General features: G+C 68.8%; 14 protein-coding genes. 9 read left to right on the top strand and 5 right to left on the bottom strand.

The window, feature by feature from the left end; genetic code table 11:
- Window positions 1-57: 57 nt before the first annotated feature.
- The gene (locus tag EV192_RS01590) at window positions 58-1218 is read right to left on the bottom strand and encodes a cytochrome P450 (RefSeq protein ID WP_132110374.1); all 1161 of its coding nucleotides are present in this window, start codon (window positions 1216-1218) and stop codon (window positions 58-60) included.
- A gap of 60 nt (window positions 1219-1278) precedes the next feature.
- Between EV192_RS01590 and EV192_RS01585 the strand changes: the two genes are divergently transcribed.
- From EV192_RS01585 to EV192_RS01565, 5 genes are all read left to right on the top strand, one after another.
- Window positions 1279-2013 (top strand): glycerophosphodiester phosphodiesterase, encoded by a 735-nt coding sequence (locus EV192_RS01585; protein WP_243726568.1) that lies wholly within the window; start codon window positions 1279-1281, stop codon window positions 2011-2013.
- 76 nt (window positions 2014-2089) lie between these two features.
- A complete protein-coding gene (locus tag EV192_RS01580; protein ID WP_207925918.1) occupies window positions 2090-2971 on the top strand; it encodes a DUF5926 family protein in 882 nt (293 codons plus the stop codon).
- The gene (locus tag EV192_RS01575; protein ID WP_132110368.1) at window positions 2968-3357 is read left to right on the top strand and encodes a DUF952 domain-containing protein; all 390 of its coding nucleotides are present in this window, start codon (window positions 2968-2970) and stop codon (window positions 3355-3357) included. The genes EV192_RS01580 and EV192_RS01575 overlap by 4 nt, the downstream gene beginning before the upstream one ends.
- 73 nt (window positions 3358-3430) lie before the next feature.
- Window positions 3431-3973: a SigE family RNA polymerase sigma factor gene (locus EV192_RS01570; protein ID WP_132110366.1), complete on the top strand. Its 543-nt coding sequence runs from the start codon at window positions 3431-3433 to the stop codon at window positions 3971-3973.
- Between the two features lie 2 nt (window positions 3974-3975).
- On the top strand, window positions 3976-4770 hold the full coding sequence (locus EV192_RS01565; RefSeq protein WP_132110364.1) for a hypothetical protein: 795 nt from the start codon (window positions 3976-3978) through the stop codon (window positions 4768-4770).
- Between the two features lie 51 nt (window positions 4771-4821).
- Here EV192_RS01565 and EV192_RS01560 read toward each other — a convergent pair whose 3' ends face one another.
- Together EV192_RS01560 and EV192_RS01555 are read right to left on the bottom strand one after the other, a co-directional pair.
- Entirely contained in the window at window positions 4822-5352 is a 531-nt protein-coding gene (locus EV192_RS01560) for a ferritin (protein ID WP_132110362.1), read from the bottom strand.
- Between the two features lie 91 nt (window positions 5353-5443).
- Window positions 5444-6028, bottom strand: coding sequence for a TetR/AcrR family transcriptional regulator (locus EV192_RS01555; protein WP_132110360.1), 585 nt, complete (start codon window positions 6026-6028; stop codon window positions 5444-5446).
- Between the two features lie 158 nt (window positions 6029-6186).
- Between EV192_RS01555 and EV192_RS01550 the strand changes: the two genes are divergently transcribed.
- The gene (locus EV192_RS01550; RefSeq protein WP_243726567.1) at window positions 6187-7725 is read left to right on the top strand and encodes an alpha/beta hydrolase; all 1539 of its coding nucleotides are present in this window, start codon (window positions 6187-6189) and stop codon (window positions 7723-7725) included.
- Window positions 7726-7740: 15 nt separating this feature from the next.
- Here the strand turns inward: EV192_RS01550 and EV192_RS01545 are convergent, their stop codons facing one another.
- Window positions 7741-8985, bottom strand: coding sequence for an arginine deiminase (locus EV192_RS01545; protein WP_132110358.1), 1245 nt, complete (start codon window positions 8983-8985; stop codon window positions 7741-7743).
- A gap of 160 nt (window positions 8986-9145) precedes the next feature.
- Here EV192_RS01545 and EV192_RS01540 point away from each other — a divergent pair, with 160 nt between their 5' ends.
- Window positions 9146-9967: a glutamate ABC transporter substrate-binding protein gene (locus EV192_RS01540; protein ID WP_132110356.1), complete on the top strand. Its 822-nt coding sequence runs from the start codon at window positions 9146-9148 to the stop codon at window positions 9965-9967.
- A 10-nt stretch (window positions 9968-9977) separates the two neighbouring features.
- Window positions 9978-10871 carry an SDR family NAD(P)-dependent oxidoreductase gene (locus tag EV192_RS01535; RefSeq protein WP_132110354.1) on the top strand — a complete coding sequence of 298 codons (894 nt, stop codon included), beginning with the start codon at window positions 9978-9980 and terminating at the stop codon, window positions 10869-10871.
- On the opposite strand, the gene EV192_RS01530 is transcribed toward EV192_RS01535, so the two are convergent.
- Window positions 10864-11664, bottom strand: a complete 801-nt coding sequence (locus tag EV192_RS01530) for a CPBP family intramembrane glutamic endopeptidase (protein WP_165960163.1) — start codon at window positions 11662-11664, stop codon at window positions 10864-10866. The genes EV192_RS01535 and EV192_RS01530 overlap by 8 nt on opposite strands.
- 23 nt (window positions 11665-11687) lie before the next feature.
- Between EV192_RS01530 and EV192_RS01525 the strand changes: the two genes are divergently transcribed.
- Window positions 11688-12152: a PPOX class F420-dependent oxidoreductase gene (locus EV192_RS01525; RefSeq protein WP_132110352.1), complete on the top strand. Its 465-nt coding sequence runs from the start codon at window positions 11688-11690 to the stop codon at window positions 12150-12152.
- Window positions 12153-12210 lie beyond the last annotated feature (58 nt).

The following is a 12210-nucleotide window of genomic DNA, read 5'->3' as shown; positions in this document are numbered from 1 at the left end:
CTAGATCACGGACGGTAGCTCCGGGGCTCACCGGGGGCAATGGGTCGGACCGAACTGTTAACTGACGGGTAGCTTTCGCAGCCCACGGATCACGAACTCCGGCCGCCGCTCCGGCTCCCCGGCCAGATCCAGGCCGGGCATCCGGGTCACCAGCGCGGTCAGCGCGGCCGTGATCTCCACCCGGGCCAGCGGCGCGCCGACGCAGTAGTGGATCCCGGCGCCGAACCCCAGGTGGGGGTTGGGATTCCGGCCGACGTCCAGGGTGTCCGGCCGGTCGAACGCCAACGGGTCCCGAGCCGCGGCGCCCAACAGCGCGGCGATCTTCTCGCCCGGTTTCACCGGGTACCCGGCGATGGTGACCTCGGCGGTGGCGGTCCGCTCGAACAACTGCAGCGGCGCGTCGTACCGGATCAGCTCCTCGACGGCGGTCGGGATCAAGGCAGGGTCGTCGACCAGCCGCTGCCACTGGGACCGGTTGCGCAGCAACGCGAGCACCCCGTTGCCGATCACGTTGACCGTGGCCTCATGCCCGGCCATCAACAGCAGCACCGCCGTCGCCACCAACTCGTCCTGGCTCAGCCGGTCACCTTCGGCACGGACCGAGACCAGGTCACTCACCAGGCTGTCCGGTGCCGGATCGGCCGCGAGCGACCGCAGGTACGTCACGAACTCGGTCGCGGCCCGCTCGGCCTCCGCCCGCGCCTGCTCAGGCAGGCCGTACTCGTACATCTTCACGATCGCGTTCGACCAGGGCACCAGCAACGGCCGGTCCGTGGCCGGCACCCCCAGCAGCTCGGCGATCACCTCGACCGGCAGCGGCGCCGCGACCGTGGCCAGCAGATCCCCGGAGCCGGCCGACGCCAGGTCCTCGACCAGCCGCAGCGCCAGCTCGTCCACCCACGGCCGCAGCCGTTCGGTGTGCCCACGGCCGAACGCCTTCGACACCAGCCGCCGCAGCCGGGTGTGCGTGGGCGGCTCGTTCTCCAGCAGCGAGTTGCGGTGCAACAGGTTGAACGACGTGAACTGTTCGATCGGGGTGGCGTCCGACCAGATCCGGCCGAGGGACCGGGCACGCAGCACCTCCGAGCACGCGGCGTGGGTTACCGCCACGGCCAGGCCGAGTTTTTCCGCCCGGTGCACGGGCGCCTTGGCGCGCAGCGCGGCGAAAGTCGGGTACGGGTCGGCGACGAAAGCGGGGTCACTCGGGTCGAACGGCATGTCGGCAACCGTATGACCGCAGTTCACACGCTTGCCAGCGATCCGTGTCACCATCGGGTGGTGCTTCCTGAAGTCGTCGCACACCGTGGTGCGTCCGCGGACATGGCCGAACACACCCTGGCCGCCTACGAGCTGGCGATCGCCCAGCGGGCGGACGGCCTGGAATGTGACGTCCGGCTGTCCAGGGACGGCGAGCTGGTGTGCGTCCACGACCGGACAGTCGACCGGACCTCCGACGGCCACGGCGTGGTCAGCACGATGACGATGGCCGAGCTGAACCGGCTCTCCTGGGGCGACGGGAAGCGTGGCGTGCTCACCCTGGACACCCTGCTCGGCCTGGTGAAGCCCGGGGTGCGGCTGTTCGTCGAGACCAAACACCCGGTCCGGTACGGCGGCCTGGTCGAGGCGAAGCTGGTGGCCCTGCTGGCCAGGCACGGGCTGGCCCGGCCGAAGGACAAGGACGAGTCGCCGGTCGTGGTGATGTCCTTCTCCGCCCGCGCCGTCCACCGGATCCGTCGGATCGCCCCGAAACTACCGACCGTGATCTTGGTGGGGACGAAGGTCACGCCGCGTGTCGGCGACTACGTCGGGCCGGGCATCGAGCGACTGCGCGCCGACCCGGACTACGTGGCGAAAGCCGGCCGGCCGACGTACTGCTGGACCGTGGACGACCCCGCTGACGTCCAGCTGTGCCGGGACTTGGGGGTCCGGTTCGTCGCCACCAACAAGCCGGCCGCGACCTCGGCCATCCTGCGCGGTACCGTCCCTGGGACACATTCGACCGAGGTGATGTGAGGAGAGCCAGGTGGGCAAGGGCGCCGGGGCGAAACAGGCCAGACGAGCACGGCGTTCGGCAGCTGGCGAGGACGGGATCAACCCGCGTCAGGCGTGCCCGTGCGGCTCTGGCAAGCGGTACAAGGCGTGCCACGGCGCGCCCGGCGGAGCGGTCGACCTGTCCGGCACGCGGCCCTTCGAGGGCTTGGCCGCCGAGTGTGAGCTGGTCGCGTTGCGTGAGTTCGTGCCGTCCGCGACCGTACGGCTTCCGCTGGACGCCACGCGGACCGTGACCCTGGGCACCGTGCTCCCGCTGGCTTCGGCGGCGCTGGTGCGCGCCACCGAGGACGAAGAGGCGTTCATCGGCCTGCAGGTGCAGACCCGGTCGGAGAACATCAGCCGGGACGTCGCCGCGTCCATCACGTGGGCGTTGGAAGCCAAGCCGGGTGACGTGCTCAGCCTCGCCCCGTCGACCGAGCAGCGCCTGCAGGACCTGATCCCCGCGGACGCCGTGCTCGAGCCCGTGGTGCACGAGAACTTCAACTGGTGGCTCGCGCCGGACACCGAGCCGTCCGGCGACGTCGCGCTGTCGTTGGAGCGGGCCAACGAGGCGATCATGCCCACGCACCGGGTCGGCCCCGCCGCGTACTGGACGCTCGCGGGCGACAAGGCGTACCTGCGGTGGGTGCGGCCGGAGTCGGAGGAGCAGCTGATGGCCGCCATGGCCCGGCTGTCCGCGGCCGGCGGGCTCACCCTCGGCGAAGGCTCCAAGTACGCCGGATCGTTCCGGGCGCACGGACTGCTCGTGCCCGTGTTCGACCTGGACGCCGATCCGCACGCCCGGGAATGGGAGAAGCCCGCGGCCGAACTCGGCGACCGGCTCGCCGAGGCGCTGTCGACCGTCGCGGACAAGCCGTTGACCAGCGACGAACGGCGGTCCCGGGACGGTCTGGTCGGCCGTCAGGTCACCATTCGATGATCCTGCACATCTGCGGCCGGGACGAATGGCCGCCGGCGACCGAAGATCTGCTTGCAGGGTCGAGCGTCAGCACTGAGTACCGGCCGGCGTCCCTGGCCACCGAGGGGTTCGTGCACTGCTCGGACTTCGGCACCGCGCACCTGCCCGCCAACCGGATCTTCGCCGGCCGGACCGACCTGGTGCTGCTCGTGATCGACACCGCCCGGCTGGACGTGCCGGTCCGGTGGGAGCCGGCGGCCGAATCGGACGACCCGGCCGCCATGCCCTGGTTCCCGCACGTCTACGGGCCGATCCCGGAACGGGCCGTGATCGCCGTGCACGCCTTTCCGCCGGACGCGAAAGGTGCCTTCACCCTGCCAACCGCCCTCGCCGACAACCGTCCCTGAAGTCAAGGCAACCTCGGACGACGTTCACGCGTGTTCCGCATGTCCAGCGTGAGTCGTTCAGGAAGGCGGGCGAATGGCCGTCGTCGTGCCGACACAGACGGCTCACTCGCGGGACACCGGGGAGATTTCCGTGGATGATTTCGCGGAGTTCGTACGCGCGGCGCTGCCCGGGCTGTTGCGCTACGGCCACGCGCTGGCCGGGAACCCGCACGACGGCGCCGATCTGGTGCAGGCAGTGCTGGAGAAGGTCGGGTCGCGGTGGGCCAGCGTCGCGCGCGGCGCGGACGACCCGCTGGCGTACGTTCGGCGCGCGATGGCGAACACGCACATCAGTGTGTGGCGCCGGCGCCGGAAGGAAAGCCTGGTAGCGGACCTGCCGGAGCGAGCGGCGTCCGTTCCAGCGGACTCGTTCGAGAACGAGCCTCTCTGGCAGGCTTTGCGCGCGTTGCCACAACGGCAGCGGGCGGTGATCGTGCTGCGCTACTACGACGGCTTGTCCGAGGCGGAGATCGCCCGGACCCTCAAGGTCAGCCAGGGAACCGTGAAAAGCCAGGCGAGCAAGGCCATGGCGGCGTTGCGGACCAGGCTGGCGACGACGACGGAAAGGAGGTGTTGAGGATGGACATTGAGGACGAGTTGACCAGGCTGTTCCAGGACGACCGCCTGGACGTCCAGGTCGCCGCGGACGCGGAGAAGGCCGTGGTCGCTGGAGCCCGTCGGGTGCGCCGGCGGCGGATCGCGCTGGTCAGCGCGGCCGGTGTGGTGAGTGCCGTGGCGCTGGTGGCCGGGGCCGTCGCACTGACCCGCCCCTCGTCGACCGCCTCGGACGTCGCCGTGCCCCAGTTGACGATCACCTCGTCCACTCCGGACTCCCCGTTGACGTCGGCCGCCTCGTCGGCGCCTGACTCACCGCCTTCGACCTCGCCGCCCGCGGTCGACCCCTCCACTCCGAAAACGCCGGGCAAGGTGCCTCCGGTGGCGACCACCCCCCGACCGGCCACCTCGAAGGACACCTCACCACCCGTCACGCCGACAACCTTGGGCCCGACCGGGCTCGGCTCGTTCGTGCTCGGCATGTCCGAGGCCGACCTGGTGGCCACCAACCAGGTGACTCCCAGCACATCCACTGCGTCATGCGCCGGGTACACGGTCAACGGCCGGACGGACGTGACACTCACCGTGTCCAAGAAGAACGGACTGGTCGGCATCGCCGTGCACGGAAGCACGCACACCCCGGAAGGTATCGGCATCGGGGCCACCGAGGATCAGATTCGCGCGAAGTACCCGAGCTACAGCGGCGGCGTCACCCCGGTGCCCGGGAATTCCAGCGCACGCTACAAGTTCGACCTTTCCACGGCCACCCCGGCGAAAGTCGTGTCGATCTCGTTGACGCAGGGCACGGACTGCGGCTGAGGCATTTCCACCTCGCCCACGGGCTCGGCGCGGGCGAGGTGGCAAACTTCCCTACACCGAACCGCCGGCGGCGTGCGGGGCGAGCGGGTCCGAGCCGCCGTTGCCGACCGACTCCCTGGCCATGAAGTTCTCCACGTCGAACAGGTTGCCGTTGGCCCGCTTGACCACGTTGAGCAGGGTGGACATCTGCGCCACCTCTTCGGTCTGCTCCTTGAGGAACCACTGCATGAACTGCTCGCCCTTGTAGTCGTCCTCGTCCCGCGCGGTCTTGGCCAGCCGGATGATCTCGTCGGTGACCTGGCGTTCCTGGGCGAGCGCCAGCTCCACCAACTCGACCGCGGCGGTGAAGTCGTTGCGCACCTCGTCGACCCCGGGAATGGTCACCTTGAGGCCGGTGTCGAGCAGGTACTGCACGATCATCATCGCGTGGTTACGCTCTTCCAGCGCCTGGTGGTAAAAGTGCTTCGCGAGCTGCGGGAGGTCCTGGTCGTCGAACCACACCGCGACCGCGATGTACTGCTGGGAGGCCGTGAACTCACTGCGAATCTGCTGCTGAAGCAGCTCGTGGAACTTGCTGGTCATATTCGCAAGATAACCCGGAAGTCTTGTTTCCACAATTTGGCGATGCTAATTTAGGCAAGCCTATCGAGAACGTATTTAGGTAAGGCATTCCTTATTTCTTCATGCGGTTGTGCGCATCTCGCCGTGCCCGGATCAGTGGCAGGAAGATGTCGTCGACGATCTCGGCCAGCACATGGTCCGGCACCGGTTCGTGGGTGATCACCAGCTCGTGCCGCACCAGGTCGAGCGGCAGTCGTGCGACGCGTTGGGTGACCGGTGCCGCCGCGATCTCGCCGCGCGCGACCGCGCGGGCCAGAAGTGTCTCGACCGCCGCCGGGGCGATCTCGAAGATCTCCGTCTGGAGGTGCGGGAACTCGCCGATCAGGCCCTGCAGCAGGTCGTGGTCGAACTCCCGGTAGCGGGTCGCGGCCCGGTTCAGCAGGGCAAGCAGGTCGCCACGCAACTCGCCGGTGTCGGGCAGGTCCTGGCCCAGCGGCGTGACCTGGTCCCGCAGGGCCGCGAGCACCAGTACCACGCGGTTGGACCAGCGGCGGTACAGCACGGGTTTGCTGGTCCCAGCCCGGTGGGCGACGCTCTCCATGGTCAGGTTGGCGTACCCGACGGTGCTGAGCTCCAGCCACACCGCGTCCAGGATCGCCCGCTCCAGCTCCTCGCCTCGGCGCCGAGTGGCAGCCATCGAACCTCCTGTGGACACGGACGTTTCTTATAGCGTATCGTCGATCTTGATAAGAAACGTTCGTACCTTATGTGAGGGGAGACATGCAGAGGCTGAGATGGGTGGTGTCGTGCCTTTGGAGGACGACGGCGAGCAGGTGGCCTGTGAGGATCCCTTTCGTGGTCGACTCTCGAAAGATTCTGGTCGGTGCGCTGAGTGTGCTGATGCTTTGTGCCGGCGCGCCGGTGGCGTCCGCCAGTGGGGCGGCTTTGCTGGTCGCGCAGGCGGATGCGGCTGACACGCCGGTCCTGGCTTGGGGTTCCTGCCAGGAGCCTGGGCTTGAGCGCTATCAGTGTGCGGTTGCTGACGTGCCGTTGGACTATGCGCGCCCGCGTGGGAAGCGGTTGCCGTTGGCTGTGATCCGTCAGCCAGCCGCTGACCCGGCGAGGCGGATCGGCACTCTGTTCACCGCGGTGGGTGGGCCTGGTGGTTCTGGGTTCGACGCTGCCAAGGGCGGTTCGCTTGCCGACGGTGAGTTGGCTCGGCGGTTCGACGTGGTCAGCATGGACCAGCGGGGGATTGGGCGCAGCCGTCAGGTGCGGTGTTTCGCCTCGGCCGCCGATCAGGCCCGGTTCTGGGGCGGGGTGGCGCTGCCGCCGGTGAATGCGGCCGAGGAGCGGCAGGCCGAACGGGCCAGCCGGGAGCTCGCGCGCGGATGTGCCGAGCATGACGGGGCACTGATCCAGCACCTGACCACTGTGGACGCGGCCAGGGACCTGGATCTGTTACGCCGGGCCGTTGGGGATCGGGCGATGACTTTCAGCGGCGGGTCGTACGCCAGTTACCTCGGCGAGGTCTACGGGGCGCTGTTCGACGATCGGGTTCGTGCGCTGCAGCTCAACGCGATGATCGACCCGGACAGCTACACCAACCGGACCCTGGACACCCTGTGGCGGCGCTCGGCAGGCACGGAGGAGGTGCTGCGTGAGTTCGCCCGGCTGTGCACCGAGGCCGGTGCCGGGCGGTGTCCCTTGGCGGGCGACACTCTGGCCCACAACGCGAAGGTGTTGGACCGGCTGAAGCGAGGGCCGATCACTGTCGGCCGCGGCAAGGATGCGCTGGAGTTGCGGTACGCCGACGTCATTCCGTTGCACGCCCAGCTGCTCTACGACACTGAGCGAGGCTGGCCCGCGTTGGCCGAGCTGATCACCGGACTGGAGCGCGGGCCGGACGGGGACCCGGCGCCACTGCGGGAGATCTACCAGATCACCGGGTTCCGGTTGGACTTCCTCGACTCCTTCACGGCGATCTCCTGTGCGGACAACAGTTTGCCGCCGGTTCCCGGAGCATGGCCCGCATTGGCCCGCGCATACGACGCGTACGCGCCCACCTACGGCAGGCACTGGCTGTACTCGTCGCAGGCGTGTGCGTCCTGGGCCGCGCCCCCACAGCGCTACCGGGGGCCGTGGACGCTGCGCTCAAAGACGCCCGCGCTGCTGATCAACAACCGGTTCGACCCGGTCACTTCAGTGGCCTTCGCGTACGACGCCCGCCGCGAAATGGGAAACGCCCAACTTGTCGTGGTCGACGGCCACGGACACAACCCGCTCGGCAGCACCTGCACCGACCGCCTGCGCGAGCGGTACCTGATCGACCTTCAACTGCCGGCACCAGGGACCCAGTGCACCCCGGACCGTCAGCCCTTCCCCAACAGCTGACGGAGAAAGCACGACCTAGGCGGAGTCCCGGTTGATCGGGCAGGACATGCAGCGTGGGCCGCCGCGGCCGGAGCCGAGTTCGGAGCCGCTGATCGGTACCACCTCGATGCCGGCCTCTTCCAGGCGGGCGTTGGTTTCCACGTTCCGCTCGTAGGCGACGACGACCCCTGGGGAGAGGGCGAGTGTGTTGTTGCCGTCGTCCCACTGTTCGCGTTCCGCTGTGACCGAGTCCAGGCCGGTGTCGATGACCCGGAGCCGTTCGATTCCCATGGCTTCGGCCGCGGCTTCGAGGAACGGCACGGGTCCGTGGGCCGCGACACCGCCGGAGCCGTCGGGGCGCATCGGGTAGGCGATCAGGCTGTCGCGCACTGCCGGGTACATCACGACCGCGTCCTTGTCGACCATGGTGCAGACGGTGTCCAGGTGCATGGTCGCGCGGTCCTGGGCGATCGGAACGGCGAGCACGGTATGTGCGAGGCCGTCGGTGAACGCTGAGCGGGCAAGGGATTCCGCGCCGGCCGGGGTGGTTCGCTCGCCCACACCGATGGCGAGGACGCCGGGTGCGAGCAGCAGCACGTCGCCGCCTTCGACGGGGGCGCTGTGGGCTCCGTACGCCCGGCCGGACAGACGGAACCGCGGGTGGTACGCGTACACCAGGTCCAGCACCGACGTTTCGCGGACACGCGCGGGCATGGCGAGGGACGCGATCGCCACCCGGTCGCCGATCCACACCGACGAGTCCCGGCTGAACAGCAGGTTCGGCAGCGGGTCGATGGCGAAGTCGTGCGGGTGGTGCATGCGGCGGACCAGTGAGGCGCCCTCGGCGACGGGCAGCTCTTCGAAGGTCATGCCGGCGGTCAGCACGTGCCCGAGGGTCTTGCTGTCCACACTGGACAGATGGGACCGCAGTGAGTCGGCCAGTTCGTAGCCGAGGCGTCGCTCGTCGACCGCGGTCAGGACCCCGGTGGCGCGGGCCCGGCCGTCCTCCAGCGCCTTGCCGAGAACGTCGGCGAGCAGCATGACCTCGACCCCGCGGGACGTCAGGACCTCCGCGAACGCGTCGTGCTCGGCCTGCGCGCGGTCCACCCAGGGGATACCGTCGAACAGCAGCTTGTCGTTGTTCCGTGGGGTGAGCCGCTTGAGCTCAGCTCCTGGGCGGTGCAGGAGCACGGTCCGTAGCGTGCCTACTTCGCTGTCGACCCGGGGCTGCGCCTGCTGCTCGACGAGGGCCTGCGCTTCTGTCGCTGAGTACGCGGTCACGCTCTGAGGCTACCGGCTCACTATGTAAATCGTCGCCTCTCGGGCCAAAATCTGATGGAAATAGATTGTGCGATGCGTCAAGAACAGTGAAATGTTTCGTATGATGAGCGAAACGTACGCTGTTTGTTGCGTGCCAGATCGCCAGGTATCGTCCCTGCCGATGTCAGTCGTCGGGGAACGATTCAGATCAGTCATGGCCGTGGGCTGCCTGCTTGTGGTGGCCGGATGCGCGGTCGGCGAGCAGCCACCCGGCGGACCGAAACTCACCGTCGGTATCCGGTTCGACCAGCCAGGTCTCGGGCTGCGCGCCCCCGACGGCGGCTTCAGTGGCCTGGACGTCGACGTCGCGAAGTACGTCGCCGACCGCCTCGGCACCGGCGCCCGCGACATCACGTTCGTGGAAGCCCGTCCGGTCGACCGGGAGTCCCTGCTGCGGCAGAGCAAGGTCGACATGGTCGTGGCCACGTACTCCATCACCGACACCCGCAAGCAGCAGGTCGACTTCGCCGGGCCGTACTTCGTCGCCGGGCAGGCCCTGCTGGTACGCCGGACGAACACGGACATCGACGGGCCCGAGTCGTTGAACAACAGCGACTGGCGGCTGTGCTCGGTCACCGGTTCCACACCGGCGGAGAAGGTGCGCTCCGGCTACGCCGCCTCGGTCACCCTTGACCAGCGCGGCTCCTACCGCGAATGCGTGGACGCGTTGCTGAAGGGCGACGTCGACGCGGTCACCACCGACGACGTGATCCTGGCGGGTTACGTGGCTGAGCAACCGGATCGGCTGAAGCTGGTCGGCAAACCGTTCTCGGTCGAGAAGTACGGCGTCGGCCTGCGCAAGGGGGACGCGCGGCGGGCGAAGGTCACCGAGGCGCTGCGGACGATGATCGCGGACGGCAGCTGGCAGAGGTTCGTCACCGACAGCGTCGGCCGCTCGGGATACCAGGTGTCGGTGCGGCCGGCGGTCGCCGACAATCCGTAATGTCGTGGGTATGGGCATTCTCGACGGCAAGGTCGTCATCGTCACCGGTGCGGGTCGCGGCATCGGTCGTGGTGAGGCGCTGGAGTGCGCCCGGCAGGGTGCCGCGGTGGTGTTGGCCGAGTTCGACCCGTCGCCCGCGTACGACGTGGCCGACGAGATCATCGCCGCCGGTGGCCGCGCGGTGGTGGCCTCGGGCGATGTCGCCGACACGGACTTCGCCGACCGGATGGTCACGTCCACCGTCGAGGAGTACGGCCACCTGGACGCCTTGGTGAACAACGCCGGCATTCTGCGCGACCGCACGTTGGTCAAGATGACCGACGACGAATGGGACGCCGTGGTCCGAGTCCACTTGCGCGGCCATTTCGCACCGACCAGGGCGGCCTGCCGGTACTGGCGGGCGGCGGGCCGACCGGGCCGGATCGTCCACACCAGTTCCACCTCCGGCCTGCTCGGCAACTTCGGCCAGACCAACTACGGCGCGGCGAAGGCGGGCATCGCGGCGTTCTCCACGATCGTGGCGACCGAGATGGCCCGGTACGGCGTGACATCCAACGCGATCGCGCCCGCGGCCCGGACCAGAATGACCGAGCCGCTGTTCACCGACGCCGCCGTCGAGGCGAGCGCGGGTGACTTCGACTTCTACGACCCGGACAACATCGCACCGCTCGTCGCCTTCCTGTGTTCGCCGGACGCCGGCCACATCAGCGGCAAGGTGTTCGGGGTGCAGGGCGACAGCGTCGAGATCTACCAGCCGTTCACCTCGGTCGCGGAGATCAAGGCGGGCGAGAGCCGGTGGGATGCCGCGGACCTCGCCGGCCGGATCGGGGCCCTGTTCGACGAGTCGGGCATCCAGCCTGGGCCGGAGAACATGATGCGGCGCATGCGTTACCAGGTCATTTAGGCAGCCAGCTGACTCCGCGCAGCAGCGAGTATCCGACGAACGCGACCGTGTCGAGCAACGTGTGGGCGATGATCATCGGCCACAGCCGGTTCGTGCGCTGCCAGATCCGGCCGAACACCAGCCCCATCACCAGATTCCCCACGAACCCGCCGAACCCCTGGTACAGGTGGTAGCTGCCGCGCAACACCGCCGAGCACGCCACCGACTGGTTCTCGTGCAGCCCCAGTTGGCGCAGGCGGGTGATGAAGTACGCGATCACCAGCGTCTCCTCCGCCCACGCGTTGCCGGCGGCCGACGCCACCAGCGCGATCGGCCGCCACCACGTGTCGTCCAGCGTCGTCGTCTGGACCGCGAGGTTGCCGCCCAAGGCGTAGACGATCAGGTACAGGCCCAGGCCGGGAATCCCGATCAGCGCGGCCAGCCCAACCCCCCGCACCATGTCGCTGCGGAAGAACTTCAGCCCGACCTCGGTGAGCTTGTGGCCGGCCCGCCACACCAAATAGAGGCCCAGCGCGCCCCACGCGACGAGTTGGGTCGCGCTTAGCAGCTGTTTGATCAGGTCGATCGTGGTGTCGACGGCCTGGGGGACGTTGATCGCGACCTTCTGGTCGCTCAGCGGAGCCGGTTTGAGCAGCGCGTCGATCAGCGACAGCAGCGACCGCAACCCGTTCATCCCCAGCGTGACAGTGAAGACGATCACCAGCTCGACGATGATGGCCTTGCGCTGCACGGGGTCGGTGACCACCACCTGGTCACGCTCCGGCACCAGCCACGCCCTGAGTCGATTCGCCACGTGCGCACGCTACCCTCCGCCGCATGGCCCCACGGATCGCGACGAACTCAACGGTGGACCGCGCTGAACTGCTCGATTTCCTGCGTCCGCGCCACCGGACCATCCTCATCACCCACCGGCCCGACGGAACCCCGCAGCTGTCCCCGGTGACGTGCGGGGTGGACGCCGAAGGCCGCGTGGTGATCGCCACGTATCCGCAGCGCGCCAAGGTCCGCAACGCTCGTCGCAACCCGAAAGTCGCCCTGGGCGTACTGTCCGACGACTGGGACGGCCCGTGGGTGCAGGTGGACGGCGAGGCCGAGGTGCTGGATCTGCCGGCGGCCGTGGAGCCGCTCGTCGACTACTTCCGGTGCGTCTCCGGTGAACACCCCGACTGGGACGAGTACCGCGAAGCCATGCGCCGCCAGGGCAAAAGCCTGATCCGGGTGACGATCACCAGGTGGGGCCCGATCGCCACCGGCGGCTTCCCGCCCGAGCTCGCCGGCTGAGCCGGGTCTCCAGCTGCGTCTGACCGGTCAGCAGCGCCTGCGTCCACGACGGCAGGCC

Origin of the sequence: Actinocrispum wychmicini (genome assembly GCF_004345645.1) — a bacterium.
In the GTDB taxonomy this organism is placed as follows: Bacteria; Actinomycetota; Actinomycetes; order Mycobacteriales; family Pseudonocardiaceae; genus Kibdelosporangium; species Kibdelosporangium wychmicini.
Note: the sequence above shows the minus strand (reverse complement) of the source record. Positions and strands in the feature narration are given on the sequence as shown.

What these genes read in the sequence shown, in the direction of transcription:
- EV192_RS01590 (WP_132110374.1), bottom strand. Translation starts at nt 1,218, where the DNA reads ATGCCGTTCGACCCGAGTGACCCCGCTTTCGTCGCCGACCCGTACCCG.
- EV192_RS01575 (WP_132110368.1), top strand. Translation starts at nt 2,968, where the DNA reads ATGATCCTGCACATCTGCGGCCGGGACGAATGGCCGCCGGCGACCGAA.
- EV192_RS01570 (WP_132110366.1), top strand. Translation starts at nt 3,431, where the DNA reads ATGGCCGTCGTCGTGCCGACACAGACGGCTCACTCGCGGGACACCGGG.
- EV192_RS01565 (WP_132110364.1), top strand. Translation starts at nt 3,976, where the DNA reads ATGGACATTGAGGACGAGTTGACCAGGCTGTTCCAGGACGACCGCCTG.
- EV192_RS01560 (WP_132110362.1), bottom strand. Translation starts at nt 5,352, where the DNA reads ATGACCAGCAAGTTCCACGAGCTGCTTCAGCAGCAGATTCGCAGTGAG.
- EV192_RS01555 (WP_132110360.1), bottom strand. Translation starts at nt 6,028, where the DNA reads ATGGCTGCCACTCGGCGCCGAGGCGAGGAGCTGGAGCGGGCGATCCTG.
- EV192_RS01540 (WP_132110356.1), top strand. Translation starts at nt 9,146, where the DNA reads ATGTCAGTCGTCGGGGAACGATTCAGATCAGTCATGGCCGTGGGCTGC.
- EV192_RS01535 (WP_132110354.1), top strand. Translation starts at nt 9,978, where the DNA reads ATGGGCATTCTCGACGGCAAGGTCGTCATCGTCACCGGTGCGGGTCGC.
- EV192_RS01525 (WP_132110352.1), top strand. Translation starts at nt 11,688, where the DNA reads ATGGCCCCACGGATCGCGACGAACTCAACGGTGGACCGCGCTGAACTG.